Source organism: Pseudomonas sp. SR18, assembly GCF_023701505.1.
In the GTDB taxonomy this organism is placed as follows: Bacteria; Pseudomonadota; Gammaproteobacteria; order Pseudomonadales; family Pseudomonadaceae; genus Aquipseudomonas; species Aquipseudomonas cyclaminis.
Window position 1 is genome coordinate 49,900 of the sequence record NZ_JAMQAU010000011.1, and the last position, 24,730, is coordinate 74,629.

23 protein-coding genes are annotated in these 24,730 nt (G+C 63.9%); 17 read left to right on the forward strand and 6 right to left on the reverse strand.

Annotation, left to right across the window (positions count from 1 at the left end):
- The first annotated feature begins 302 nt into the window (after nucleotides 1–302).
- Nucleotides 303–1,619, forward strand: a complete 1,317-nt coding sequence (locus tag NDJ82_RS17095; RefSeq protein ID WP_250925922.1) for an OprD family porin — start codon at nucleotides 303–305, stop codon at nucleotides 1,617–1,619.
- 9 nt (nucleotides 1,620–1,628) lie between these two features.
- Here NDJ82_RS17095 and NDJ82_RS17100 read toward each other — a convergent pair whose 3' ends face one another.
- Nucleotides 1,629–2,117: a MarR family winged helix-turn-helix transcriptional regulator gene (locus tag NDJ82_RS17100; RefSeq protein ID WP_099585053.1), complete on the reverse strand. Its 489-nt coding sequence runs from the start codon at nucleotides 2,115–2,117 to the stop codon at nucleotides 1,629–1,631.
- A gap of 189 nt (nucleotides 2,118–2,306) precedes the next feature.
- Here NDJ82_RS17100 and NDJ82_RS17105 point away from each other — a divergent pair, with 189 nt between their 5' ends.
- The 6 genes from NDJ82_RS17105 to NDJ82_RS17130 all read left to right on the forward strand — a co-directional run bounded on the left by NDJ82_RS17105 (nucleotide 2,307) and on the right by NDJ82_RS17130 (nucleotide 10,339).
- Complete coding sequence (locus tag NDJ82_RS17105) at nucleotides 2,307–3,137, forward strand: p-hydroxycinnamoyl CoA hydratase/lyase (RefSeq protein ID WP_010567568.1); 831 nt, start codon at nucleotides 2,307–2,309, stop codon at nucleotides 3,135–3,137.
- Nucleotides 3,138–3,213: 76 nt separating this feature from the next.
- Complete coding sequence (locus NDJ82_RS17110; protein WP_099585052.1) at nucleotides 3,214–4,662, forward strand: aldehyde dehydrogenase; 1,449 nt, start codon at nucleotides 3,214–3,216, stop codon at nucleotides 4,660–4,662.
- Nucleotides 4,663–4,725: 63 nt separating this feature from the next.
- The gene (locus NDJ82_RS17115; protein ID WP_250925923.1) at nucleotides 4,726–6,600 is read left to right on the forward strand and encodes a feruloyl-CoA synthase; all 1,875 of its coding nucleotides are present in this window, start codon (nucleotides 4,726–4,728) and stop codon (nucleotides 6,598–6,600) included.
- On the forward strand, nucleotides 6,597–7,838 hold the full coding sequence (locus tag NDJ82_RS17120; RefSeq protein WP_250925924.1) for a thiolase family protein: 1,242 nt from the start codon (nucleotides 6,597–6,599) through the stop codon (nucleotides 7,836–7,838). Before NDJ82_RS17115 ends, NDJ82_RS17120 begins: the two co-directional genes overlap by 4 nt.
- Before the next feature lie 31 nt (nucleotides 7,839–7,869).
- A complete protein-coding gene (locus NDJ82_RS17125) occupies nucleotides 7,870–9,570 on the forward strand; it encodes an acyl-CoA dehydrogenase (RefSeq protein ID WP_250925925.1) in 1,701 nt (566 codons plus the stop codon).
- Nucleotides 9,571–9,625: 55 nt separating this feature from the next.
- The gene (locus NDJ82_RS17130) at nucleotides 9,626–10,339 is read left to right on the forward strand and encodes a GntR family transcriptional regulator (RefSeq protein ID WP_112194593.1); all 714 of its coding nucleotides are present in this window, start codon (nucleotides 9,626–9,628) and stop codon (nucleotides 10,337–10,339) included.
- 6 nt (nucleotides 10,340–10,345) lie between these two features.
- Here NDJ82_RS17130 and NDJ82_RS17135 read toward each other — a convergent pair whose 3' ends face one another.
- Together NDJ82_RS17135 and NDJ82_RS17140 are read right to left on the reverse strand one after the other, a co-directional pair.
- Complete coding sequence (locus NDJ82_RS17135) at nucleotides 10,346–11,296, reverse strand: PDR/VanB family oxidoreductase (RefSeq protein WP_099585048.1); 951 nt, start codon at nucleotides 11,294–11,296, stop codon at nucleotides 10,346–10,348.
- On the reverse strand, nucleotides 11,293–12,333 hold the full coding sequence (locus NDJ82_RS17140) for a Rieske 2Fe-2S domain-containing protein (RefSeq protein WP_112194595.1): 1,041 nt from the start codon (nucleotides 12,331–12,333) through the stop codon (nucleotides 11,293–11,295). Before NDJ82_RS17140 ends, NDJ82_RS17135 begins: the two co-directional genes overlap by 4 nt.
- Nucleotides 12,334–12,599: 266 nt before the next feature.
- On the opposite strand from NDJ82_RS17140, the gene NDJ82_RS17145 reads away from it, so the two are divergent.
- From NDJ82_RS17145 to NDJ82_RS17160, 4 genes are all read left to right on the forward strand, one after another.
- Nucleotides 12,600–13,592 (forward strand): helix-turn-helix domain-containing protein, encoded by a 993-nt coding sequence (locus NDJ82_RS17145; protein WP_191948225.1) that lies wholly within the window; start codon nucleotides 12,600–12,602, stop codon nucleotides 13,590–13,592.
- A 68-nt stretch (nucleotides 13,593–13,660) separates the two neighbouring features.
- On the forward strand, nucleotides 13,661–14,593 hold the full coding sequence (locus tag NDJ82_RS17150) for a SphA family protein (RefSeq protein WP_502941241.1): 933 nt from the start codon (nucleotides 13,661–13,663) through the stop codon (nucleotides 14,591–14,593).
- Between the two features lie 10 nt (nucleotides 14,594–14,603).
- Complete coding sequence (locus NDJ82_RS17155; RefSeq protein ID WP_250925926.1) at nucleotides 14,604–15,836, forward strand: MFS transporter; 1,233 nt, start codon at nucleotides 14,604–14,606, stop codon at nucleotides 15,834–15,836.
- Between the two features lie 16 nt (nucleotides 15,837–15,852).
- Nucleotides 15,853–17,331, forward strand: a complete 1,479-nt coding sequence (locus NDJ82_RS17160) for an amidase (RefSeq protein WP_250925927.1) — start codon at nucleotides 15,853–15,855, stop codon at nucleotides 17,329–17,331.
- Nucleotides 17,332–17,333: 2 nt separating this feature from the next.
- Here the strand turns inward: NDJ82_RS17160 and NDJ82_RS17165 are convergent, their stop codons facing one another.
- Together NDJ82_RS17165 and gspH are read right to left on the reverse strand one after the other, a co-directional pair.
- Nucleotides 17,334–17,939 carry a type II secretion system protein GspJ gene (locus NDJ82_RS17165; RefSeq protein WP_250925928.1) on the reverse strand — a complete coding sequence of 202 codons (606 nt, stop codon included), beginning with the start codon at nucleotides 17,937–17,939 and terminating at the stop codon, nucleotides 17,334–17,336.
- Nucleotides 17,936–18,397, reverse strand: a complete 462-nt coding sequence (gspH, locus tag NDJ82_RS17170) for a type II secretion system minor pseudopilin GspH (protein ID WP_250925929.1) — start codon at nucleotides 18,395–18,397, stop codon at nucleotides 17,936–17,938. Before gspH ends, NDJ82_RS17165 begins: the two co-directional genes overlap by 4 nt.
- 68 nt (nucleotides 18,398–18,465) lie before the next feature.
- Between gspH and NDJ82_RS17175 the strand changes: the two genes are divergently transcribed.
- A complete protein-coding gene (locus NDJ82_RS17175) occupies nucleotides 18,466–18,897 on the forward strand; it encodes a general secretion pathway protein GspC (RefSeq protein WP_250925930.1) in 432 nt (143 codons plus the stop codon).
- A gap of 6 nt (nucleotides 18,898–18,903) precedes the next feature.
- On the opposite strand, the gene gspI is transcribed toward NDJ82_RS17175, so the two are convergent.
- A complete protein-coding gene (gspI, locus tag NDJ82_RS17180; protein ID WP_112194608.1) occupies nucleotides 18,904–19,290 on the reverse strand; it encodes a type II secretion system minor pseudopilin GspI in 387 nt (128 codons plus the stop codon).
- 137 nt (nucleotides 19,291–19,427) lie between these two features.
- Here gspI and gspG point away from each other — a divergent pair, with 137 nt between their 5' ends.
- Genes gspG through gspD form a run of 5 tightly spaced genes read left to right on the forward strand, consistent with a single transcriptional unit; the run spans nucleotide 19,428 to nucleotide 24,720 of the window.
- Entirely contained in the window at nucleotides 19,428–19,877 is a 450-nt protein-coding gene (gene gspG / locus NDJ82_RS17185) for a type II secretion system major pseudopilin GspG (protein WP_099585038.1), read from the forward strand.
- An 8-nt stretch (nucleotides 19,878–19,885) separates the two neighbouring features.
- Nucleotides 19,886–20,809: a type II secretion system minor pseudopilin GspK gene (gene gspK, locus NDJ82_RS17190; protein ID WP_191948217.1), complete on the forward strand. Its 924-nt coding sequence runs from the start codon at nucleotides 19,886–19,888 to the stop codon at nucleotides 20,807–20,809.
- The gene (gspL, locus tag NDJ82_RS17195; RefSeq protein WP_250925931.1) at nucleotides 20,806–21,939 is read left to right on the forward strand and encodes a type II secretion system protein GspL; all 1,134 of its coding nucleotides are present in this window, start codon (nucleotides 20,806–20,808) and stop codon (nucleotides 21,937–21,939) included. Before gspK ends, gspL begins: the two co-directional genes overlap by 4 nt.
- Entirely contained in the window at nucleotides 21,932–22,441 is a 510-nt protein-coding gene (locus tag NDJ82_RS17200) for a type II secretion system protein M (RefSeq protein ID WP_250925932.1), read from the forward strand. The genes gspL and NDJ82_RS17200 overlap by 8 nt, the downstream gene beginning before the upstream one ends.
- Nucleotides 22,438–24,720, forward strand: coding sequence for a type II secretion system secretin GspD (gspD, locus tag NDJ82_RS17205; protein ID WP_250925933.1), 2,283 nt, complete (start codon nucleotides 22,438–22,440; stop codon nucleotides 24,718–24,720). The genes NDJ82_RS17200 and gspD overlap by 4 nt, the downstream gene beginning before the upstream one ends.
- Nucleotides 24,721–24,730 lie beyond the last annotated feature (10 nt).

Sequence of the window (24,730 nt, forward strand, 5' to 3'; positions counted from 1 at the left end):
ACCTCATTGTTGTTTTTGTTGTGGTGGCGAGCCTGACCGGCTGCTGGCAATTAAGATAACAAATATAACTATAAAAAGAACGGCGCCGAACCCCTGCGCGAAATCATGGAGCAAGCCGTCTAACTCAGCGGTTTGGGATGAGTGCGGGTAGGCAATAGGAAAATAGGTAGGTTTATTAACGTTCGATTATCGGTCAGTGGCGGTTGACGAAGCGCCGCGGCTGTTTCCATTCTCTGTCCGCCAAGCCCGTTGGGCCAAGTGTGTACCACCCCAAAAACAACAACAAAAAATGGACATCGAACATGCCAAACCTCCCCACGGACGCCGTCGCGGCGCCCTGCTGTGTGTCGAACCGCACTCCACGCCTGATCAGTGCACTGCTGATGCTCGGTGTGCTGCCCACTCCGCTGTGGGCGGCGGGGTTCATCGACGACAGCCATGGCACCCTGACGCTGCGCAATTACTACCTGGATCGTGACTACAAGGACGACGGCGCCAAGACCGCCGCGCGCGAATGGGCCCAGGCGTTCATCCTCAACCTGGAGTCCGGGTACACCCCAGGCACCGTGGGCTTTGGCCTGGATGTGCGCGGGTTGATGGGGGTCAAGCTCGACTCGTCGCCAGACCGCAGCGGCACCGAGCTGTTGCCGGTGTCGGCCAGCGACAAGCGCGCCGCCGATGAATACTCGCGCCTGGCGCCCACGGCCAAATTGCGCTTTGCCCAAACCACCGTGAAGGCCGGCGACGTGTCGATCTTCCTGCCATTCGCCTTCGCCAGCCCGTCGCGCCTGCTGCCCCAGACCTTTCGTGGCGCCACGTTGAGCTCCAAGGACATCGACGGGCTGACCCTCAATACCGGCTATATCGACCGCATCAACAAGCGCGACTCCACCGATTACCAGGCCATGACCATCGCCTCGCCCAATCGGCGGTTCAACGCGACAGCGACCACCTCACACCTGGCTTACGTCGGCGGTGACTATCAGGTCAATAAAGACCTCAGCCTGCGCGCCTATCACGCCGAAGTGGCGGACCTCTACCAACAGGACACCCTGGCGTTGCTGCACAACCTGCCGCTGGGCGAGGGCGTCTTCACCAGCGACCTGCGCAGTTTTTTCAGTCGCGAGGACGGCAGCGCCAAGGCGGGCAATGTAGATAACCGCAACCTCTCGGCACTGTTCGGCTACCGCTTCGGTGGGCATCGCGTCAGCCTGGGCTACATGCATTCCAGCGGGGACACGGCCACACCGTACATCTCCGGCACCGAGCTGATGGGCATGAGCGAACTGACCATGAGTTCGGATTTTCTCAACGCCAAGGAGCGCACCTGGCAGGCCATCTACGACTATGACTTTGTGGCCTCGGGGGTGCCGGGGCTGAAGGGGCGCCTGCGTTATGTGCGCGGCGATAACATCGAACTGGCGGCGTTCAATGCCGAGGACCGCAAGGAGCGCGAGTTCCAGATGGAGTTGGGCTACGTGATCCAGAGTGGCCCGCTGAAGAACGTCGGGCTGATGGCGCGCAAGTCGATCTACCGCAACGACTTCCCTGGCGGCGCGGCGTTTCGCGATGAGAACCAGACCCGCTTCCTGGTGCTCTACACCGTGGCGCTGTGGTAAGTCGCGGGATCAGTCCTGATAGACCTTCTTGAGCAAGCGCAGCAGCTCTGCACGTTCCTCGACGTCCAGGGCTGCGGTGGCGTCGAGGTCGCTCTGCGCGGCGATGTCCTTGAGGGACTTGAGCAGGGCTTCGCCCGGTTTGCTCAGGAAGATCCCATAAGAGCGCTTGTCCGGTTTGCAGCGCACGCGCACGGCGAGGGCGCGGCTTTCCAGCTTGTTCAGCAATGGCACCACCTGGGGCGGTTCGATGGCCAGGGCGCGGGCGAGGTCGGCCTGCATCAGGCCGGGGTTCTGCTCGATGATCGCCAGGGCCGAGAACTGCGCGGGGCGCAGGTCGTGGTCGGACAGTCGGCCGATCAGGTTCTGGAACAGCTTGAGCTGGGCGCGGCGCATGGCATAACCGATCAGATCGTCCAGGGCCGAATCCAGCGGCGGCTGTACCTCGTCATTGTCGGGCAGGGCCTGGCTGGTGGCGGCGATGTTGGAAGGCTTGGCCATTGGCAGTGCAATCCTCAGAAAGTAGCGGTTAAGAAGGCTATCTAGTTTGCCGGGGTTGGCGCGCTGTGGCTATGCCGGTTTTTTCACTGCCGTTAAATATTGGTTACGATGATTAATAGTTAATTGACATAACTATATTTGCGGTTTAATTTCGAATCATCTTCAAACCCAGAACAAGAGCACACCGCCATGAGCAATTACGAAGGCCGTTGGACCACCGTCAAGGTTGAGATCGAGGAAGGCATCGCCTGGGTCATTCTCAATCGCCCGGAAAAACGCAACGCCATGAGCCCGACCCTCAACCGGGAAATGATCGACGTGCTGGAAACCCTGGAACAGGATCCCGCCGCTGGTGTGCTGGTGCTGACCGGCGCCGGTGAAGCCTGGACGGCTGGCATGGATCTCAAGGAATATTTCCGCGAAGTGGACGCCGGCCCGGAGATCCTCCAGGAAAAAATCCGCCGCGAAGCCTCGCAATGGCAATGGAAACTGCTGCGCATGTACGCCAAGCCCACCATCGCCATGGTCAACGGCTGGTGCTTCGGCGGCGGCTTCAGCCCGCTGGTGGCGTGCGACCTGGCGATCTGCGCCGACGAAGCCACCTTCGGCCTCTCGGAAATCAACTGGGGCATTCCGCCGGGCAACCTGGTGAGCAAGGCCATGGCCGACACCGTGGGCCATCGCCAGTCGCTTTACTACATCATGACCGGCAAGACCTTCGGCGGGCAGAAAGCCGCTGAAATGGGCCTGGTCAACGAAAGCGTACCCCTGGCGCAACTGCGTGAAGTCACCATTGAGCTGGCGCGCAACCTGCTGGAGAAAAACCCGGTGGTGCTGCGTGCCGCCAAGCATGGCTTCAAGCGCTGCCGCGAACTGACCTGGGAGCAGAACGAGGATTACCTGTACGCCAAGCTCGACCAATCGCGCTTGCTCGACACCGAAGGCGGTCGCGAACAGGGCATGAAGCAATTCCTCGACGACAAGAGCATCAAGCCTGGCCTGCAGGCGTATAAACGCTGAAGGACGCGGCCTGCGGGCCGCACCGTTTTACCCTGCTTGAACGTATTCCCGATAAAGACAATAAAGAGGAATCACCATGCTGGACGTGCCCCTGTTGATTGGCGGCCAGTCGTGCCCCGCACGCGACGGCCGAACCTTCGAGCGTCGCAACCCGGTGACCGGTGAAGTGGTCTCGCGGGTCGCCGCCGCCACCCTGGAAGATGCCGACGCCGCCGTGGCCGCTGCCCAGGCCGCGTTCCCCGCCTGGGCCGCGCTGGCGCCCAACGAACGCCGCACTCGGCTGCTCAAGGCAGCCGAGCAGTTGCAGGCGCGCAGCGACGAATTTATCGCGGCCGCCGGCGAGACCGGCGCCATGGCCAACTGGTATGGCTTTAACGTGCGCCTGGCGGCCAACATTCTGCGCGAAGCGGCGTCGATGACCACCCAGATCACCGGCGATGTCATCCCTTCCGATGTGCCCGGCAGTTTCGCCATGGCCCTGCGTCAGCCCTGCGGCGTGGTGCTGGGCATTGCGCCGTGGAATGCCCCGGTGATCCTCGCCACCCGCGCCATTGCCATGCCGCTCGCGTGCGGCAATACCGTGGTGCTCAAGGCCTCGGAGCTGAGCCCGGCAGTGCACCGCCTGATCGGCCAGGTCTTGCAGGACGCCGGCCTGGGCGATGGGGTGGTCAACGTCATCAGCAACGCTCCGGCGGATGCAGCGGCGATCGTCGAACGGCTGATCGCCAACCCGGCCGTGCGGCGGGTCAATTTTACCGGCTCGACCCATGTCGGGCGGATCGTCGGCGAACTCTCCGCGCGCCATCTCAAGCCGGCGTTGCTGGAGCTGGGCGGCAAGGCGCCGTTGCTGGTGCTGGATGACGCCGACCTCGACGCCGCCGTCGCGGCTGCCGCCTTTGGCGCCTACTTCAACCAAGGACAGATCTGCATGTCCACCGAGCGCCTGATTGTCGATGCCAAGGTTGCCGACGCTTTTGTCGCCAAGCTGGCGGCCAAGGTGGCGACCCTGCGCGCCGGTGATCCGGCGGCGACGGATTCGGTGCTGGGTTCTCTGGTCGATGCCAGCGCCGGTACACGCATCAAAGCGCTGATCGACGATGCGCTGGGCAAGGGCGCACGGCTAGTGGCGGGCGGTCAATTGGACGGCAGCATCCTGCAACCGACGCTGATCGATGGCGTCACCGAAGACATGCGTTTGTACCGCGAAGAGTCCTTCGGCCCGGTGGCGGTGCTGCTGCGTGGTGACGGCGACGAAGCGTTGCTGCGTCTGGCCAACGACTCGGAGTTCGGCCTGTCGGCGGCGATTTTCAGCCGTGACACCGGCCGCGCCCTGGCCCTGGCACAGCGGGTGGAATCGGGCATTTGCCATATCAACGGCCCGACCGTGCATGACGAAGCGCAGATGCCCTTCGGCGGGGTCAAGTCCAGCGGCTATGGCAGTTTTGGCGGCAAGGCGTCCATCGAGCACTTCACGCAGTTGCGCTGGGTGACCTTGCAGAACGGACCACGGCACTACCCGATCTGAGCCGGCACCGGACATAACAATAAAACAAGGCGGCGTTGATCCGCCTTGATGGAGGACACCCTTGTGAGTTCCGAATTCAGACCGCAACCCCCGTCCGCGCCGCGCTACCGCGAAGTGTCCATCGGCCACGCAGCGGTGCAGGTCACTGAAGAGCAGGGCGTGTTGCATATGCGTTCCCTGGAGCCGTTGGCCGAGTTGCCCACGCGCTTGCTCGACCGCCTGGTGCATTGGGCCCAACGGCGGCCCGAGCAGACGTTTATCGCCGCACGCCAGGCCGGTGGTGAGTGGCGCCACGTCAGCTACCGCGAGATGCTCGACAGCGTGCGTTCCATTGCCCAGGGTTTGCTGAGTTACGGGTTGTCGGCGGACAAGCCGCTTGCCTTGTTGTCGGGTAACGACATCGAGCATTTGCAGGTGGCGCTGGGCGCGATGTACGCCGGTATTCCGTATTGCCCGGTATCGCCGGCGTATTCGCTGCTGTCCCAGGATTTCGCCAAGCTGCGGCATGTGTGTGGCCTGCTGCAACCGGGGCTGGTGTTTGTCAGTGATACGGCTGCCTACCAGCGCGCCATCGAGGCGGTATTGCCGGCCGAGACGCCGTTGATCTCGGTGCGCGGTGAGGTGCCCGGGCGCACTCGGGTCAGCTTCGACAGCTTGCTGAACACACCGGCTGGCGCCGAGGCGCAAGCGGCGTTTGACGCTACCGGGCCGGACAGCATCGCCAAGTTTCTCTTCACCTCGGGCTCGACCAAACTGCCCAAGGCGGTGATCACCACCCAGCGCATGCTCTGCGCCAACCAGCAAATGCTGTTGCAGACCTTTCCGGTGTTCGGCGAGGAACCGCCGGTGCTGGTGGACTGGCTGCCGTGGAATCACACGTTCGGCGGCAGCCACAACGTCGGCATCGTGCTCTACAACGGCGGCACGTTTTACCTCGACGACGGCAAGCCGACGGCCCAGGGGTTTGCCGAGACCTTGCGCAACCTCAAGGAAATTTCGCCCACCGCCTACCTGACCGTGCCCAAGGGTTGGGAAGAGCTGGTCAGCGCCCTGGAGCAGGACGCCGAGTTGCGCACACGGTTCTTTGCGCGGATGAAACTGTTCTTCTTCGCCGCGGCGGGCCTGTCCCAAAGTATCTGGGACCGCCTCGACCGGGTTTCCGAGCTGCACTGCGGTGAGCGCATCCGCATGATGGCCGGGCTCGGCATGACCGAAGCCGCGCCGTCCTGCACCTTCACCACCGGGCCGTTGTCCATGGCCGGCTACATCGGCTTGCCTGCGCCGGGCTGCGAGGTGGCTTTGGTGCCGCTGGACGGCAAGTTCGAAGGGCGCTTTCGCGGACCGCACATCATGCCGGGCTACTGGCGGGCGCCGGAGCAAACCGCCGAAGTGTTCGATGAGCAGGGTTTCTACTGTTCCGGTGATGCGATCAAGCTTGCCGATCCCCGTCAGCCGCAACTGGGGCTGATGTTCGACGGGCGCATTGCCGAAGACTTCAAGCTGTCGTCCGGGGTATTTGTCAGCGTCGGCCCGTTGCGCAATCGTGCGGTGCTCGAAGGCTCGCCCTATGTGCAGGACCTGGTGATTGCCGCGCCGGACCGCGAATGCCTGGGCGCGCTGGTGTTCCCCCGAGCTTACGAATGCCGCCGTCTGGCGGGCTTGAGCGCTGATGCCAGCGACGCCGAGGTGCTGGCCAGCGCGCCGGTGCGCCAATGGTTCGGCGACTGGTTGCAGCGCCTGAATCGCGAGGCCACCGGCAATGCCAGTCGCCTGGAATGGATCGCCGTGCTCGACGAGCCGGCATCCATCGACCGGGGGGAAATCACCGATAAAGGTTCGATCAACCAGCGTGCCGTTCTGCAATGGCGTGCGGCCAAGGTCGAGGCGCTGTATCGCGGTGAAGATCCAACGATCCTGCGCGCCGGGCCCAAGCCTTGAGCGGGGCCGGGCAGTATTCGGCGTTTGCCGACGCGGCGATTTTCGAGGCGGTGCGCACGCCGTGGGTCGATCTCGGCGGCGCGCTGTCCCACGTGTCGCCCATCGACCTGGGGATCAAGGTCGGCCGTGAAGTGCTGGCCCGGGCCGGTATCGATCCGCAGGCGGTGGACAGCGTGTTGGCGGGTTCCATGGCCCAGGCCAGCTTCGATGCCTACTTGCTGCCACGGCACATCGGGTTGTACAGCGGTGTGGCGCAATCGGTCCCGGCGCTGGGGGTGCAGCGCATCTGCGCCACCGGTTTCGAGCTGCTGCGCCAGGCCGCTGAACAACTGCGCGACGAGGTGCAACTGGCCTTGTGCGTGGCGGCGGAATCGATGTCGCGCAATCCGATTGCGGCTTACACCCACCGGGGCGGGTTTCGCCTGGGGGGCGAGGTGCAATTCAAGGATTTTCTGTGGGAGGCACTCTACGACCCGGCCCCCGGCCTGGACATGATTGCCACCGCCGATAACCTCGCGCGCCGTTATGGCCTGAGCCGCGAGACGGTTGATCGGTACGCCTGTGACAGCCATCAGCGCGCATTGCAGGCGCAGCGTGAGGGGGCCTGGGCTGAAGAGATCGTCCCCGTCGATAACCAGGTGTTCGAGCTTGACGGTTACCAACCCCGGCGCCTCACCCTGGCCCATCGAGCCGCTGCGGTGACCGAGGACAGCCACCCACGGCCCACTGACCTTGACGCACTCGCACGTTTGCGCGCCGTGCATGCCGATGGCGTGCAGACCGCTGGCAACAGTTGTGCGGTGGTCGACGGCGCGGCGTCAGCGTTGGTGGGACGCGCCTCGGACTGCACGCGCCCGGCCCTGGCCCGGTTGGTGGCCAGCGCAGTGGTCGGCGTGGACCCGGCGTTCATGGGCATCGGCCCGGCCCCGGCGATCCGCCTGTTGCTGCACCGCAGCGGGTTGCGCCTGGACGAAATCGGCCGCGTCGAGATCAACGAAGCCCAGGCCGCCCAAGTGCTCGCGGTGGCCCAGGAACTGGAGCTGGACAGCGCCCGGCTCAACGTCCAGGGCGGCTCACTTGCGCTGGGGCATCCCTTGGCTGCCAGCGGTCTGCGTCTGGTCATGACGCTGGCCCGGCAACTGCGCCGGCACAACCTGCGCTACGGCATTGCCGCCGCGTGCGTAGGCGGCGGGCAGGGCATGGCGATGCTGATCGAGAACCCCGCCTGGCGCGCTTGAACACACGACTTTAATTCGATGAGGTGTCCCGATGTGGAGCTATGAGGCGCCCCTGCGCGATATGCAGTTTGTCCTCGAACATTGGCTGCAGGCGCCCGCTGCGTGGGCAACCCTGGACCTGCCCCTGGCCATGCAAGTGCTGGAGGAGGCCGCCCGCTTCAGCCAGGGCGTGCTGGCGCCGCTGAACAGCAGCGGGGACCGTCAGGGCTGCCGCTGGCACGCGGGCCAGGTCAGCACCCCGGACGGGTTTGCCGAGGCGTATCAGGCTTACGTCGACGGTGGCTGGCCAGGGCTGGCGTGCGCCGAGGCAGCAGGCGGGCAGGGCTTGCCGCAGCTGCTGGACGCGGCCTTGCAAGAAATGCTCTATGCCAGCAACCACGCCTGGGCCATGTACACCGGTATCGCCCACGGCGCCTACCTGTGCCTCAAGACCCACGCCGAACCCTGGTTGCAGGCGCGCTACTTGCCGCAGATTGTCAGCGGCCAGGCCTTGCCCACCATGTGCCTGACCGAGCCCCAGGCCGGCAGCGACGTCGGTTTGCTGCGTTGTCGCGCCGAACCCCAGGCGGATGGCAGTTACCGCCTGAACGGCAGCAAGCTGTTTATTTCTGGCGGCGAGCATGACTTCACGCCCGATATCCTGCACCTGGTGTTGGCGCGCCTGCCGGATGCGCCGCCGGGCAGTCGCGGGATTTCACTGTTCCTGGTGCCCAAGCGGTTGGACGATGGCCAGGCCAATGGCGTGCGTTGCGACGGCCTTGAACACAAGATGGGCATCAAGGGCAGCGCCACTTGTTCCCTGGTGTTCGAGGGCGCGCAGGGCTGGCTGATCGGTGATGCCAACCGCGGCCTCGCGGCGATGTTTGTGATGATGAATTCGGCGCGCCTGCACGTGGGCCTGCAAGGCCTGGGACATGCCGAAGCGGCGTGGCAGAACGCCCGGCAGTACGCCATTGAGCGCGTGCAGATGCGCGCACCGTCCAGGCCAGAAGAAGTGGCAGCCCAGGCGGCCGACCCGATCCGTTATCACCCGGCCATGCGCCGCGTGTTGCTGGAGCTGCGCACCACCAGCGAGGGCATGCGCGCCATTGGGTATTGGGCGGCGCACCTGCTGGATCAGGCCGACCCATTGGCGCAGTTGCTGACCCCGGTCATCAAGGCGTTTTTCACCGAGCAGGGTTTTCGCCAGGCCAGCAATGCCTTGCAGGTTTTCGGCGGTTACGGCTACGTCGCCGAGTTCGGCATTGAGCAAACCCTGCGCGACAGCCGTATCGCGATGATCTACGAGGGCAGCAATGAGATCCAGGCCAATGACCTGTTGCTGCGCAAGGTGCTGGGGGATGAAGGTCGCTCGTTCGGCCTGCTGCTGGACGAGTTGCGGGCCGAGGCCGCGCTGGGCGGCGAGCATGTCGAATGCGCGGCGTTCTGCCTGGCACTGGGCAGCCTGAGCGACGCTTTGGATGCGGTGGTGAGTGCCATCCGTGAGCAAGCCCAGGAAGACAGCGAATACCCTTATCGCGCCGCGCCGGACTTCCTCCAGTTGTGTGGCGTTGCGCTGCTGGCGTTTGCCTGGGCGCGGGCCGCACGGGTGTCCAGGGCATTGCCCGAAGGAGATCCGGTGCGCGGCGCCAAACTGCAAAGCGCAGGGTTCTTTTTTGATTACCTGCCATCGCGGCTGGCTCAGCACCTGGGCGCGATAGACGGCGCGCGGGCCGCGCTGGCGTTCGTCTGACGGCGGCAGGCGCTTGCGGTACTATGGCGGCCCACGAGTTCTGGAAGTTGCCTGGATGAGCAAGCCCGGTCAATTGGTGCTGGTTGCACTGCGCAAGATGATCGCCAGCGGGGAGTTGGCCGCAGGCGAGCGCCTGATGGAGATCCCCACGGCGCAACGTTTCGATGTGTCGCGCATGCCGGTGCGCATGGCGTTCCGCACCCTTGAACAGGAAGGGCTGCTGGTGCCGTTTGGCGGGCGCGGGTATCAGGTGCGCTCGGTCAGCCCCAGCGACATCGCCGGCGCGGTTGAAGTGCGCGGCGTGCTCGAAGGCCTGGCTGCACGTCAAACCGCCGAGCTGGGATTATCCAGCGAGGCACGCGCCGCGCTGGAGCGCTGCCTGGTCGAGGGCGATCAACTGTTCGAAAAAGGCTATGTGACCGAGGACGATCTTGAGGTCTATCACGACCTGAACATGCGTTTTCACCAAGTCATTGTCGAAGGCAGCCACAACCCCGCCATTGCCGACGCCCTGGCGCGCAATGACCATCTGCCATTCGCCTCGGTGACCGCGCTGGCGGTGGACCGCGAAGACATGGTTCGCGAATACCGGCGCTTCAACTATGCCCATATGCAACACCATTCGGTCTTCGACGCGCTGGTCAACCGCCAGGGCGCGCGAGCCGAAGCCATCATGCGCGAACATGCCAACGCGACCCTGCGCTATGCCGAGATTTTCAGCTCAGCCACCGCCGACGCGCGCATGAAGGTGATCCTGCCCGCGTCGTGACGCGGTTCAGATATCCAGCACCAGCAACGGCGTTTTCGCCCGCGAGCAGCAGGGCGTGAACTGGTCATTCACGGCTTGCTCCTGCTCGGTGAGAAACAGGTCACGGTGCTCCGGTATGCCTTCCAGCACGCGGGTCAGGCAGGTGCCACAAATCCCTTGTTCGCAGGACACGGCAATCTCGATGCCGTGGCTTTCCAGGACCTGTACCACGCTTTTGTCGGCGGGTATCTCGAAGACCTGGCCACTGCTGGCGACCTTCACCGAAAAACACCCGTCAGCGCTGCTGTCCACCGGCGCCGCCGAGAAGTATTCACGGTGCAGGCAGTCTTCCTGCCAGCCCTGGGCGCGGGCACTGTCGAGGATATGCTGCATAAAGCCGCCGGGGCCGCAGACGTACAGGTGCACAGTGGCCTCGGGGGCCGCCAATACCTGGGCGGCATCGAGCGCCGTATCAGGCTGCTCATCAAAATGCAGGAACACCCGCTCGGCAAACGGCGACGCCTTGAGGCGTTGGACAAACGCCGCACGCTCACTGGCGCGGGCGCAGTAATGCAGTTCGAAATCGGCGCCTGTATGGGCCAGCCGCTCGGCCATGCACAGGATCGGGGTGATGCCGATGCCACCGGCAAACAGCAGGCTGCGCCGGGCGTCGTGGGCCAGGGGGAACAGGTTGCGCGGTTCGCTGATGGTCAGGCGGCTGCCTTCGTGGATCTGTTGATGCAGGCTGAGTGAACCGCCCCTGGAGGCAGGATCGTTGAGCACGCCGATCAGGTAGCGATGACGTTCCTCAGGGTGATTGCACAGGGAATATTGGCGGATCAGCCCATCCGGCAGGTGCACATCGATGTGCGCGCCGGCACTGAAAGGGGGCAGCGGCGCGCCGTCGACGCGGGCCAGCTCATAGCTGCAGATGTCCTGGGCTTCAGTGCGCCGGGACGTCACCACGACCTCGATCATGTTGGCTCTCCGGCGCGTTCGCGAGCGATCAGTCGCTCCAGGATCTTGCGCGACTGCACACCGCCGGCGTCGATATTCAGCTTGAGCAGGTTGCGCGTCGGGTGGGCCAGCAGGTTCTGTTGCTGGCGTTCGAGCATCTCCAGGTCTTCGCTGAAAATCTTGCCCTGGCCTTCGCGGATGCTCGCGGTCAGCGCCTCATCCTTGGGGTTGAAGTTGCGCGCCATGCCCCAGAAGTACCAGATCGAGGTGTCGGTTTGCGGGGTGATGAAGTCCACCACGATGCTCGCGGCCTTGTGCTCGGGCGCGGCGTCGTAGCCGCCCTTGCCGGCATGGGCCACGCCGACTTCGATCAGCACGTGGCTGGGTGGGGTAAAGCGGCAGATCTGCCAGCGGTCCACCGGCACATCATCGGCCAGGTTGTTGCCGCGCAGGGCCATGCGCCAGAACGGCGGGGCCATGATGTTTTCCATGTGCCGGGCGGTCACCACTTCGTCACCGTTCACCGTGGTCACGGGCGGCGCCTCGTCGATTTCCTTCTGGCCGATGCTGGAAGCATGCACGTAGGTTTCGTGGGTCAGGTCCATCAGGTTGTCGATCATCAGGCGGTAGTCACACTGAATATCAAACAAGCCGCCGCCGTAGGCCCACTGGTCACTCTCGGCCCATTCCAGATGATGGATCAGTGCGGGGTCGGCCTGGGCCTGATCGCCGGGCCAGACCCAGATGAAGCCGTAGCGTTCCACCACGGCAAAGGTCTTGTTGCAGGGAAAGCCACGCACCCGCTGGCCGGGCATGTCGACGGTCTTGCCGTCGCCGCCCATCACCAGCCCGTGGTAACCGCAGACCAGGTTGCCGTTTTCGACATAGCCCAGCGAAAGCGGCGCGCCACGGTGGGGGCAGAAGTCCTCGACCGCGACCACGGCGCCTTCCTGACCACGATAAAACACCATCTTTTCGCCACAGATCTGTCGACCCAGGGGTTTGTGCGCAATTTCATCGGGGGTGCAGGCGACATACCACGTGTTCTTGGGGTACATGGTGACTCTCCAGGCTGAGCGTTATTTTTATTTAATGGATCCATTAAATTGTTCGCTGGTTGAAGAGTCAAGCCATATCCGCTGTTTTGTTGGGCGATTATCGGTCGTTTTCTTTATTTGTGGATCCAGTAATTCGCGTTCAACGTTCGAGGCGCCGCGAGCGCCGGCTATCCGTTTTCGGCACAAATACGCCGCACAGCTTCAATGCGGAATAGAACTTGCGTGATTCCCGACCGTAAACCGTGCAACCGAGAAAGGTGGGGTCAATGAATAATAAAAATGGGCAGATGCCTGTGCCCGTACTGGGTGTTGGATCGGCATTACCTCTCCAGCGTTTCCTGACCCGTGACATCGATGAACATGCGCGCAACCTGGGGGGTTGGCACGTCAGCTACGACCAAGTCTCGCCGGGAGCCTTTGAAGGCGAACTGATCGAGTTCCGCTCGGGCTGGATGCAACTGGTGCGCGACCGCTCTAATCAGGCCTTGATCAAGAGCGGTGCGGCCTGGAACGGCGCGATCACCTTCAGCATTCCCTTGAGTGCCCACGGCCCGGTGTATTGCTCGGGGCATCCGATTTATGAGTCCAGCCTGTTGGTTGCCCGTGGCGATAATCTTCCTGAACTGCACACCCCCCAGCACCTGGATCTGCTCAGCGTGGCGATTGAAGAGCAGGCGCTGGAGCATGTCTTGCAACGCCAGGGCAGCCATTTTCGAATTACCGATCTTCCCAAGTGTTACCGCTTGGGCCAGTCGTCTGTGCAAGGTGAACTCGCGGCGTGGTTCGACGACCTGTCGGGCAGTGACCAGCGGCGTGAGGCGTTGCTGGGTCACGACTCGATCCGCCGTGGCCTGCGCGATGCGGTCATGCTGCACTTGCTCGAATTGATTGCGCCGGACGAGGCGCCGACGCTCACCCCCACGGCCCGCAAACGGATGGTTGATCGTGCTCGCGAATATGCCCTGAGTCACCTCGACGAGCCGTTGTCGATCCTCGACCTGTGCAACCACATCGGTGCCAGCCGGCGCAAACTTCAATACTGTTTCCAGGAAACCCTGGGGATCAATCCGGTGGCGTATTTGCGTGCGCTGCGCCTCAATGCAGTGCGTCGCGAACTGCGAATGAGCACGCAATCCCAGGGCGTACAGGACGTAGCCGCACGCTGGGGTTTCTGGCATTTGAGCCGGTTCTCCGGTGATTACCGCGCCATGTTTGGCGAAAGCCCGTCACAGACCCTGCGTCGCACGCAACTCTGCTGAAAACGGATAACCCGCCCACCGCGCTGCTGCCTAGGATGACCCACACCACTTGATGGGAGGGGCATTCGATGAGCAATAACAATAACGCACGCACCGCAGGCAAGATGCTGTTCACCGTGGGGCTGCTCGGCTGCTGCGCCGGCGTGCAGGCCACCGAGAACGGCGCGCCAACTACGGCGGTCGGGGTGTATGACTTTGGCGCGGGGATGATGCCGCCCGCCACGCCGTTCGGCACCCTGGGCCTGCGCACGGCGTTCTACTCGGCCAATGTGCAGAAGGACCGCAACGGCCGTTCTGTCGACAACCATTTCTCGCTGGACGTCTTGTCGATTGGCGTCGCCTACATGCGCATGACCGATCACACCATCCTGGGTGCCAATTATGGGTTTGGCGTGGTGGTGCCGTTTTTCAAGATGGACGCTTCGGTCAAGGTGCCGACGCCGATGGGGCCCTTGAGCCTGGAAGCCGACCCGTTTCGCTTGGCTGATGTGCAATTCTTGCCGGTGATCCTGCAATGGAATCTTTCGCCGAATCTGTTCATCAACACGCAATTGCAGATCCAGGCGCCGACCGGTGACTACGACAAGAACCGGCTGATTTCGCCCGGTCTCAATCACTGGACGTTCTCGCCGATCGTCAACGCCACCTACCTCAGCGACAGTGGCTTCGAGGTTTCCTCAAGCTTTGAAGTCGACGTCAACACGCGCAACCCCGCAACCGATTACAAAAACGGTGTCGAGTACCGCCACGAGTTTGCCGTGGGCCAGCATCTCGGGCCGTGGACGGTGGGGGTGGGCGGTTACTACTACCGCCAGTTCAGCGATGACGATGCGCCAGGGCTGCAATCGGGCAACCGGGCGCGGGTGCTGGCGGTCGGGCCGGCGGTGAGTTACTTCTCGCCGGGCCTGCCTCCGATCTGGCTGCATGCCTACAAGGAAACCGACGCACGCAACCGTGCCGAGGGTTACACCGTGGCGCTGCGTATTTCTCAGAGTTTCTAAGGGGCTGGTCATGAATCCATCACGTTCTGAGTGTGCAGCACCCCGGCAGGCCAGCGGTCGCCGCGAAGGGCTGGTGCTGATGCTCGGCAGCAGCCTGACCGTCATGGGCGCGGTCATGGTTGCGCCGATCCTGCCCAAGCTGGGGGCCACGTTTGGCCCGCTGGAACCCCGCGCCGACGTGCTGGTGCCGCTGGCGGTCACCGGCCCGGCGCTGGCGATTGCGCTGTGCGCGCCGTTGGCCGGGTGGCTGGCCGACCGGGTCGGGCGCAAGGCATTGCTGGTCATTGCGACCTTGTTGTATGCCGTGCTCGGCGCCTTGCCGGCACTGCTGGACAACTTGCAGGCCATCGTCGGTGTGCGCCTGTTGTTCGGCTGCGCCGAAGCGGCGGTGATGACCTGTTGCGCCACCTTGATTGCCGACTATTGGCACGGTGAGGAACGGCTGCGCTACATCAACCGGCAAGTGGTGACCATCGGCCTGGTGGGCTCGCTGTTCTTTGTGCTGGGCGGCGCGCTGGGCGAGCATTCCTGGCGCCTGCCGTTCCTGTTGTACCTGCTGCCATTGCTGCTGGTGCCGTTGATGATGAAGGTGCTGTGGGAGCCTCAAACCCGCCAGCAGTCTCTCGACGTGCTGGAGGAGGGCAGGGTTGCCGTGGTGCCCCTGGTGCTCGGTTACCTGTTGATTCTCAGCGGTATGGTCCTGAGTTTTATCGTGCCGATCCAGGCGCCGATTCTGCTGGTCGGCCTGGGCGTGACGTCGAGCACGCTGATCGGGCTGTCGGCGGGGTTGGGCCTGCTGGCGACCCTGGGCGGCTCGCTGGCCTGGCCACTGTTGCGTCGACGCATCGGGATCGCCGGTTGCAACGCGCTGTTGCTGACCTTGCTGGGGTCAGGGCTGTGGCTGCTGATGCGCGGGCAAAGCTACAACGCGGTGCTGGTGGCGGTGTTGATTCACGGCCTGGGCGCCGGGCTGCTGGTGCCCAACGTAATGGCGCCGGTGATGAATGCCCTGAGCGCCCGGACACGTGGACGCGGCCTGGGCGGGTTCACGTCTTGCCTGTATTTCGGCCAATTTGTCAGCCCGTTGGTGGTGGCGCTGCTGAGTGTCTACGCCGGCGACCTGCGCGCCTCCATCCAGTGGCTGGCATTGGCTAGTTTTGCCGCGGCATCGGTCTGGGCACTGGCAGGCTTTTATGCGCGACGCAAAGCGGTCCCCGGTGCCATCGGGCCAAGTCATTCGTAATCAAGAGGAGAGGAACATGCACATCCAGAATTTGTTGGACACCGAAGACGCCACCGGGCTGGCGGAGTGGGTCCGCCGTGGTGAGGTGCAACCCAGCGAGCTGCTTGAAGCCGTGATTGATCGTATTGAGCGGGTGGAGCCGCAGCTCAACGCGGTGGCCGAGCGTCTGTACGATTCTGCGCGGGAAGCTGCACGCACTGCGCAGCCCGGCCAAGGCGTGTTCGCTGGCGTGCCGACCTTGATCAAGGACCTGTTTTCGCCGGTCAACGGCGCGGCGATGACCAATGGTTCCGTGGCGCTGGGCGGGTTTCGCGCCGACTTTGAAGGGGAAATCGTGACGCGTTTGCGCCGGGCCGGTTGTGTGATCGCCGGGACCAGTACTTCGCCCGAATTCGGCACGTCGTACTCCACCGAGTCCACCCGCTTCGGCGCCACTCGCAACCCCTGGAACACCGACCACAGCGCAGGCGGTTCCAGCGGTGGCGCGGCCGCGCTGGTGGCGGCGCGTGTGGTCCCGTTCGCCCACGGCAACGATGGCGGCGGTTCCTTGCGTGTACCGGCGTCCTGCTGTGGGGTGTTCGGCCTCAAGCCGAGTCGCGGATTATTGCCGTCAGGGCCGATGGTCGGCGAAGGCTGGGCCGGCATGGGCACGCCCCATGGGATCACCCTGTCGGTGCGTGACAGCGCCGCCTTGCTGGATGCAACGGCCGGGATCGACCTCGGTGCGCCCTATGCGGCACCGGTGCAGGCGCAGCCCTATGTCTTGGCGTTGCAACGTGACCCGCGACCGCTGCGCATCGCGCTGGTGGAGCAGCTCGGACCTTGGCCGACCTCCAGCGAAGCGCTGGCATCGGTGCAGGAGGCGGCCAGGCTGTGCCAATCCCTGGGCCATCGGGTTGAACCGGTGACATTGCCGGTGGCACTGCCGGAATTTCTCGATCAGGTCTTCACCATCATCGGCGCCAGTACACGTCACTATCTCGACGTGCTGGGCCAGATGCGCGGTGTTGCGGTGCAGCCCGAGGAGCTTGAAGCACGCACCCGGATCATCTTGCGCAGCAAGGGCGATGTCAGCGGTGCCGAATATGCCGGTGCCGTGGAGTGGATACACGCGCTGGGACGGCAGTTGGCGGTGTTCATGCAGGATTACGACGTGATCCTCACGCCGACCCTGGCCCGCGCGCCGGCACCGATTGGTGAGTTGGATCTGCAGGACGACCGCTTGAGCCTCGATGAACTGATCGAGCGGTTCCACAGCTACTCGCCTTTCACTGCGCTGTTCAATGCCAGCGGGCAACCGGCAATGTCCGTGCCGTTGTATTGGAGCGCCGCCGGCCTGCCGATGGGCGCCCACTTCGCCGGGCGTTTTGGTGAGGAAGCCACGCTCTTTGCCCTGGCCGCGCAGTTGGAACGTGCCCAGCCCTGGCGCGGGCGGATACCGCCGGTCAATGCCTGCGGCGTGCCTGCTTTGGCGGCGTACTCAACACGCAGCTGAGGTTACTGGAGTGGCCCCACGACGAGCCGGTAGCGTTCCTCGCCCTGCAATGTCCTGCGAGTCAGGTTGATCTCCAGGCCGATGGGATCTTCCTTGCGGTTGCCGGCGAGTTGGCGCCAGCCTTGGCCCGGCTCCCAGATACGCACTTGCAGGTCGCTGACGGAGGACAGCACCGCTACCGCTTTTTTCGGCGCCGGCAACGGGTATCGATCCCTGGTCACGGAGGTGGCGCGGTACAGCGTGTCGCCGTCCAACCACCAGCGCACGCGCTGCAAACCGATCTCGGGTGACGCTGCGCTGCGGATGATGTTCAACTGGAAGTCCTGATTGTCGGCGCTACGAAGGCTGATGGCGGCGGGGCCTTCGGGCTGCTCGTCAGGGGTCAGGGCTGGGGTTCTCAGTTCCACGCTGGCGCGCAGGGCCAGGTCGCGGTCCAACTGGTTCAAGGTGCGTAACAGCGCCTCGGTCTGTTCGGTGCTGGCCTGCAGATGGCTGTCGGCACGGCTCACGCTGTCGAGGCCGCGCCAGGCAATCAGGCTGACAATGGCCATCAGCATGATCGCCACCATCACTTCGATCAGGGTGAAGCCGCGCTGGTCGGTTTTCATGGTTCACTCGCCACCCGTAGTTGGCCGGTGGCCGTGCGTTGCACGGTGAGGCGGTGCTGGCCGTCCGAGAGTTGCAACTGCAAGGGCGTGGCGAACCATTCGGCATTCAGCACCACCGGTTGTCTGGGCATGACACGTACCGTCATGGACGGTGTTTCCCAGGGGCGGGGACGCAGTTGCGGGTCGTTCATGAAGTGATCCAGGCCTGGGCCGGTGTCGTTGCGACGGCTCAAGCGAAAGCCCTTGGCGTCTGCGCGCCAGGTGATGGGACGGCCATCGGCGCGGGCCTCGGCCTGGGCGATTTGCAGGGTCTGGACCAGGCGGTTGGCGTCCTTGCGCAGCATCTGCAACGGGTCGGGTTTGATGCTCAGGCTGATCGCCGCGCTGGCAATGCCGACGATCACCAGCACCACCATCAGTTCGATCAGGGTGAAGCCGTGTTGGTTGTGCTTGCTCATCACGCAACGCTCCTTCGTTGTGACGCTCTCCTGTAGACTGCCCGGCTGGACAACAAGGAGGTTGTATCTTGGTTACTTTCTTTGCTTTATCGGCACCGCGCCTGTTGCAGGCCGTGGCGTTGGTCACGGCGCTCGCCGGTGTGCTGGTCTGGTCTTCGGTGTTGCTGACACCGGCCGAGTCCCAGGTGCCGCAGGTCGCGCCACAGGTGTTGGCCGCACGCCCTGATACGTCGGCATTGCAGTGGTTTTCCAGCCAGCCGGCGGCGGTGGATATCAAGGTCTCCGGGTTGATGGTCGGGGCGCGGGGTGCGGTCGCTATTCTGAGCCTGAACGATGGCCCACCACGCAGTTTTCTGGTGGGTGAGTCGTTGGCCCAAGGTGTGCGCCTGGCCGCGATCGAAGGCGATGCCGTGGTGATCGAGCGTGGTGCGCAGCCCCAGCGCATCAAGGTCAGCACGTTGCCGGACGCGGTGGTGCTGCCGCGATTGACCCAACCCTGAGCAGGCTCATTCGTGTGTGCCTGATGGTGGGTTGAGCAGCGTTTCCAGGCGCGCCAACGGCGGTGCCTCGCCCTTGCGCTGCGACACCAGCACGGTGACGCGCATCAGGCGTCCTTCGGCGCTGGGAGTGATGCGTTGTTCGCAGCGCAACTGCAACGCTCCCTGGTCACACTCGAACGCCTTGCGTCCGGTGGGCAGTCGCGCCTCCAGGCGCAGTTCGGCGAGCCTGCTCTGTGCCGACAGCAGCGCCATCGAACGGTCGCGCAGCAACCCATTGCTTTGGGTCATCAAGCCCGCCACGCGCACCGCCGCCGCCATCGCCACGGCAATGATCGCCAAGGCGACGAGCACCTCGATCAACGTAAAACCTTGCTCCTTGCGCGACAGCTCCATGGGTCACTCGTGGTGTAAAAACACGCCGCAGAATAGCACTCGCGGAGCCGTCGGCAGTGGCCAATTATTTTTGCTATCCAGATAGTTAGTTTTGTTACACTGCGCGCCGAATTAGGATCAAGCCAAGGATGGTGGATATGGATTTCGCACGCAGCAAGGGTGGGCCTCGCGCCCGCCGCGCCCAGCAAGGTTTCACCCTGATCGAGATCATGGTGGTGGTGGTCATCCTCGGCATTCTGGCCGCGATTGTCGTGCCTAAAGTGCTTGACCGCCCAGACCAGGCCAGGGCGATTGCGGCGAAGCAAGATGTCGCTGGCCTGATGCAGGCACTCAAGCTGTATCGCCTCGACCACGGCACCTATCCCAGCATGAACCAGGGCCTCAAGGTGCTGGTCGAGCGCCCCGCAGATGCCAAAAATACCAACTGGCGCTCCTATCTGGAGCGCCTGCCCAACGACCCGTGGGGCCGTCCTTACCATTACCTGAATCCTGGCGCGAACGGCGAAGTCGATATCTTCTCCCTCGGCGCCGATGGCCAGCCTGACGGCGACGGTGTGAATGCCGATATCGGATCCTGGCAGCTCTAAGCGCCGCCATGAAACCGCCGTCGCCCACCGTGGCGAAACAGCGTGGCATGGCGATTATCAGCGCTTTGCTGATCACGGCCGTGGTTGCGGTGATCGCCGCTGGCATGCTCACACGCCAGAGTGTGTTTACCCGTTCACTTGAGGCCGAGCAGGCCCGTGTGCAGGGCAGCGCCTTGCTGCTCGGTGGCCTGGAAGTCAGCCGGCAATTGCTCCGGGACGCCCGCGCGCAGGATGTGCTGACCCGGCTCGACCAGCCCTGGGCGCGCCCGATCCGTACCGCGCAGGACGGCGAATTCGAAGGCCGTCTTGAAGACCTGCAAGGCAAGTTCAATCTGCGCAATTTGGTCGTCCGCGAGCAGGTGGATCTCGGGCAGATGCGCAGTTTCGAGCGGCTATGCGCAATGATCGGTGTCGATGCGCGTCTGGCCCAGCGCATCAGCCAACGTGTCATCGCGGGCTATCCACGCAAGCCGGTTGCGTCGGCATCAGGCCTGCCGGGGCCAGCGTTACCCGCCACCCAGCCGATGCTGCGCAGCCTTGACCAATTGCGCGGTATCGAAGGCCTCGACGAGCCGCTGTTGGCCCGGTTGGAGCAATACGTCAGCATTATTCCGGTGACTACCTGGGTCAACAGCAACACGGCCAGCGCCGAGGTCCTCGCGGCCGTCGTGCCGGGGTTGTCCCTGGCCCAGGCCAGCCAGTTGGTGGCGGGGCGCGACAGAGGCCAGTGGTTTATCAATCGCGGCGATTTCGTCAACCGCGTGCAATTGCCCAAACTCAACGTGGATGAGCTTGATGTGGGGATCACCAGTGAGTGGTTCCTGCTCCACGGGCAGGCCCGTCGCAACCAGCGCCGTGTTCAGTTGGACGCGCTGCTGTATCGCCCGGAAGACGCGATGCCCAGGGTCATCTGGTCGAGGCTCGGCGTATGACGCGCCTGCGCATTGCCTTGCCGCCATTGGATGGCTTGACGTCACACAGCGAGCTTGAGTTCGCGCAACTGGACCGCAACGGCAGCATCCGCCACATCGCCAGCAGCACCCTCGAACGCCTCGGGCAAACCTTCAAGGCTCACACCGTCGAGTGTTTCCTTCACCCCACCGACAGCATCCTCACCCGTATTGACTTGCCACCTCTTTCTGCGGCACGCACCGCTGCGGCTGTCACCTGTGCTGCGCAGGCGCTGATTCTGGGGCGCAGCGAGCAGATGCATGTGGCACACAGCACTCGGGACAGCGCTGGGCAGGTGCATTTGGGCTGGCTGCCCAAGGCCGCCCTGGATCGGGTCGGCCAGTTGCTCGGCCTGCATCAACTGAAGCTTCGCGGCCTGTACCCGGCACCTTACCGGTTGCCTGTGCCGCCGCAAGGGCAGGTCAGTACGTGCGTGGTGGACGGCCAGTTACTGCTGCGTTTCACCCAGGCCCATGCGGCGGTGGAACCGTTGGCCGAGGACCGTCTGCAGGCGCTGGCGGCTGCCGGGGAAACGCTGCTGTGGCCCGTGGATCAGCAGTGCTGGAGCGGCGCCACGCCGGGTTGGAGTTTGCACGCAGGCATCGGCAAGGGCGCTGCACCGGCAGCCGGCTGGGGCAGGGCAGCGGCGTGTTGTGCGCTGGCCGTCGGCGTCTGGGTCGCCGGGCTGAACCTTTACGCCGCCCGTGAAATCGCCCAGGGGCAACAGCTCAAACAGCAGATGAACCAGCGCATGAAGCAAGCATTTCCAGAGCTGCCGGTGATCCTCAATCCCCTGCAACAGGCCCGTCAGCAATTGGCGGCCCGGCAAGGGGGCGGGGCAGCGCAGGCCCATCATGATTTTGCGTACCTGGTAAAACACGCCGCCAGTGCGTTGCCGTCCATGGTCGGCAGCGTCCAGGCGTTGACGTTCGGCCAGCGCCAGTTGCAGGTGCAGATGACGGCCGAGGCGCCTCCCGCTGCAGACAGCACGGTGCACGCCGCATTGAGCCCGGTAGGACTCTCTGCCAGCCGCGAGGGGCGCGTATGGACGCTCACCGCGCTGGCCGAGCCCGCTGAGCCTGATGCCAGCCAGGAAGACAGCGATGAATAGCCAGAGGCTGGTGGCGTTGCGAGGGCGTTGGAACGCATTGGCCCCCCGCGAAAAAATCATGCTCAGTGGCGCGACGGTGTTTCTCGCCAGCCTGCTGGTCTGGGCCTCATTGATCCAACCCCCCCTCAGGCAGCTCGACTACTGGCAGGTCGAAACCCCGAAACTGCGTTCCCAGAGTCAGGCGCTGGAACTGTTGCTGCGCGAGGTAGCCCCGCCTGCCGGGCTGAACCGTGCGCACGCCTTGGCGCAATCCCTGGATAGCGGCGGATTGGCTGGGCACTACCGCTTGCAGGCCCAGGATGGGGGCTGGCAACTGACACTGGACGCTGCGCCCGCCGATGCGGTGATCGGCTGGTTATTGAGTTACCCAAACCAATTTTCCCTGGACGTGGTCGAGGCGTATTTGCAGCGTGCAGGCGAAGCCACGCCCGACAACACGGCAGGCACTCTCTCAGGAACCGTCCGCATGGATCAGATGCAGGTCGCTAAGGAAGCTTCATGAAGTGGTCAGGTTCCCATTATGTAAGGACGGCGGCGCCGTTTATGTTGCTGGCGTTGGGCGCCTGCAGCGTGCATCCCAGCGTTGATTCGCCGTTGGACAGTGAACTCGGCGTGCCCCTGGCCGTCACCCAGCGCAGCGGTGACGCGCTGGTGGACAGGCAACGTGCGCAGGTGCAAATCGAACGGCAGGTGCGGCCGCTGCATAAGGTCGCCAGCCCTGCGCGCAGCAGCGGCGCGGGTCGTAACGGCACGGTATCGAGCACACCGTTGGGTGCTCAGCCGGTCACGCTGAATTTCGTCGAGGCCGACATTCAGGCCGTGGTGCGGGCATTGTCCCGCGCCACCGGACAGCAGTTCCTGGTGGATCCACGTGTGAAGGGCAGCCTTACGCTGGTTTCCGAAGGGCAGGTGCCGGCGCATCAGGCGTACGACATGCTGCTGGCGGCGCTGCGCATGCAGGGGTTCAGCGTGGTGGACGTGGGGGGTGTCGCGCAAGTGGTGCCCGAAGCTGATGCCAAGCTACTGGGCGGGCCGATCTACAGTGCCGACAAACCTGGCGGCAATGGCATGCTCACGCGCACGTTCCGCCTGCACTACGAAAACGCGGTGAACCTGATCCCGGTGCTGCGCCCGATTGTTTCGCCGAACAACCCGATCAACGCCTATCCGGGCAACAACACCATCGTGGTCACCGACTACGCCGAGAACCTCACGCGGGTGGCGCAGTTGATCGAAGGCATCGACACGCCGAGCGCTATCGATACCGATGTGGTGCAGGTTCAGAACGGCATCGCCGTGGACATCGCCGAGATGGTTGCGCAACTGCTGGAGCAGGCCGGCGGCGACCCGACGCAGAAAATCACAGTGGTGGGCGATCCCCGTTCCAACGCCATCGTGATCCGCGCCGGCAGCCCCGAGCGGACCGAGCTGGCGCGTAATCTGATCTACAAGCTGGATAACGCCCAGGCCAATCCGAGTAATTTGCACGTGGTGTACCTGCGCAATGCCCAGGCGGCAAAACTGGCGCAGACCCTGCGCGGTTTGCTGACCGGCGAGAGCGACAGCGGCAGTGGTGATAATGCGCGGTCGGTACTCAGCACGATGGGCGCCAGTACCACGGGCAGCCAGACCGGGCAGAGCAGCAGCCAAAGTACCACCAGCACCAGTGAACCGGCGCAGACAACCAGCAACTCGACCAGCCAGGCCGGTGCGCAACAGCCCGAGCAAAACGTTGCGTTCAGTGCCGGTGGCGTCACCCTCCAGGCTGACTCGACCACCAACACCCTGCTGATTTCCGCCCCGGAACCGTTGTACCGCAACCTGCGCGAAGTCATCGACATGCTCGACCAGCGCCGCGCCCAGGTGGTGATCGAAAGCCTCATCGTTGAGGTGGGTGAGGACGACGCCAATGAGTTCGGCGTGCAGTGGCAAAGCGGCGACCTGGCCGGCAAAGGCGTGATCGGTGGCGCCAACCTGGGCGGCACGGGGTTTAACCTCAATGGCAAGACCAGCGTTGACGTGCTGCCCGGCGGGCTTAGCCTGGGCTTTATCAATGGCACGGTGGATGTACCCGGCATTGGCAAGGTCATGGACCTCAAGGTGTTGGCCCGGGCGCTCAAAAGCAAAGGCGGCACCAACGTGCTGTCGACGCCCAACTTGCTGACGCTGGATAACGAGGCCGCGAGTATTTTTGTGGGCCAGACCATTCCATTCGTGAGTGGCAGCTACGTGACGGGCGGCGGCGGTACCAGCAACAACCCGTTCCAGACCGTCACCCGCGAAGAGGTCGGTTTGAAGCTGAATGTGCGGCCGCAGATATCCGAGGGCGGCACGGTGAAGCTGGATATCTACCAGGAAGTCAGCAGCATCGATGAACGCGCCTCCAGCAGCGCGGCCTCGGCGGGTATCGTCACCAATAAGCGCGCTATCGACACCAGTATTCTGCTCGACGATGGGCAGATCATGGTCCTGGGTGGCTTGTTGCAGGATGGGTACAGCCAGAGCAATGAAGCGGTGCCGTGGCTGTCGAGCATTCCGGGGCTGGGGGCGTTGTTTCGCAATGAGCGGCGGGCGGTGAACAAGACCAATCTGATGGTCTTTTTGCGGCCTTACATCATCCGTGACAGTGGGGCGGGGCGGGCGATTACGTTGAATCGCTATGACTATATGCGCCGGGCTCAAGGTGGGCTGCAGCCGGAGCATAGTTGGGCGATGCCGGATGTGCAGGCGCCGCAGTTGCCTTCGGTGGAGAAGGCGATTCCGGCAGGGACACGGCCATGAGCCTGCTGTA

What these genes read in the sequence shown, in the direction of transcription:
- NDJ82_RS17155 (WP_250925926.1), top strand. Translation starts at nt 14,604, where the DNA reads ATGAATCCATCACGTTCTGAGTGTGCAGCACCCCGGCAGGCCAGCGGT.
- gspD (WP_250925933.1), top strand. Translation starts at nt 22,438, where the DNA reads ATGAAGTGGTCAGGTTCCCATTATGTAAGGACGGCGGCGCCGTTTATG.
- gspK (WP_191948217.1), top strand. Translation starts at nt 19,886, where the DNA reads ATGAAACCGCCGTCGCCCACCGTGGCGAAACAGCGTGGCATGGCGATT.
- NDJ82_RS17130 (WP_112194593.1), top strand. Translation starts at nt 9,626, where the DNA reads ATGAGCAAGCCCGGTCAATTGGTGCTGGTTGCACTGCGCAAGATGATC.
- NDJ82_RS17095 (WP_250925922.1), top strand. Translation starts at nt 303, where the DNA reads ATGCCAAACCTCCCCACGGACGCCGTCGCGGCGCCCTGCTGTGTGTCG.
- NDJ82_RS17150 (WP_502941241.1), top strand. Translation starts at nt 13,661, where the DNA reads ATGAGCAATAACAATAACGCACGCACCGCAGGCAAGATGCTGTTCACC.
- NDJ82_RS17135 (WP_099585048.1), bottom strand. Translation starts at nt 11,296, where the DNA reads ATGATCGAGGTCGTGGTGACGTCCCGGCGCACTGAAGCCCAGGACATC.
- NDJ82_RS17105 (WP_010567568.1), top strand. Translation starts at nt 2,307, where the DNA reads ATGAGCAATTACGAAGGCCGTTGGACCACCGTCAAGGTTGAGATCGAG.
- NDJ82_RS17110 (WP_099585052.1), top strand. Translation starts at nt 3,214, where the DNA reads ATGCTGGACGTGCCCCTGTTGATTGGCGGCCAGTCGTGCCCCGCACGC.
- gspH (WP_250925929.1), bottom strand. Translation starts at nt 18,397, where the DNA reads ATGAGCAAGCACAACCAACACGGCTTCACCCTGATCGAACTGATGGTG.
- NDJ82_RS17125 (WP_250925925.1), top strand. Translation starts at nt 7,870, where the DNA reads ATGTGGAGCTATGAGGCGCCCCTGCGCGATATGCAGTTTGTCCTCGAA.
- NDJ82_RS17165 (WP_250925928.1), bottom strand. Translation starts at nt 17,939, where the DNA reads ATGAAAACCGACCAGCGCGGCTTCACCCTGATCGAAGTGATGGTGGCG.
- NDJ82_RS17200 (WP_250925932.1), top strand. Translation starts at nt 21,932, where the DNA reads ATGAATAGCCAGAGGCTGGTGGCGTTGCGAGGGCGTTGGAACGCATTG.
- gspG (WP_099585038.1), top strand. Translation starts at nt 19,428, where the DNA reads ATGGATTTCGCACGCAGCAAGGGTGGGCCTCGCGCCCGCCGCGCCCAG.
- NDJ82_RS17160 (WP_250925927.1), top strand. Translation starts at nt 15,853, where the DNA reads ATGCACATCCAGAATTTGTTGGACACCGAAGACGCCACCGGGCTGGCG.
- NDJ82_RS17145 (WP_191948225.1), top strand. Translation starts at nt 12,600, where the DNA reads ATGAATAATAAAAATGGGCAGATGCCTGTGCCCGTACTGGGTGTTGGA.
- NDJ82_RS17100 (WP_099585053.1), bottom strand. Translation starts at nt 2,117, where the DNA reads ATGGCCAAGCCTTCCAACATCGCCGCCACCAGCCAGGCCCTGCCCGAC.
- NDJ82_RS17140 (WP_112194595.1), bottom strand. Translation starts at nt 12,333, where the DNA reads ATGTACCCCAAGAACACGTGGTATGTCGCCTGCACCCCCGATGAAATT.
- gspL (WP_250925931.1), top strand. Translation starts at nt 20,806, where the DNA reads ATGACGCGCCTGCGCATTGCCTTGCCGCCATTGGATGGCTTGACGTCA.
- gspI (WP_112194608.1), bottom strand. Translation starts at nt 19,290, where the DNA reads ATGGAGCTGTCGCGCAAGGAGCAAGGTTTTACGTTGATCGAGGTGCTC.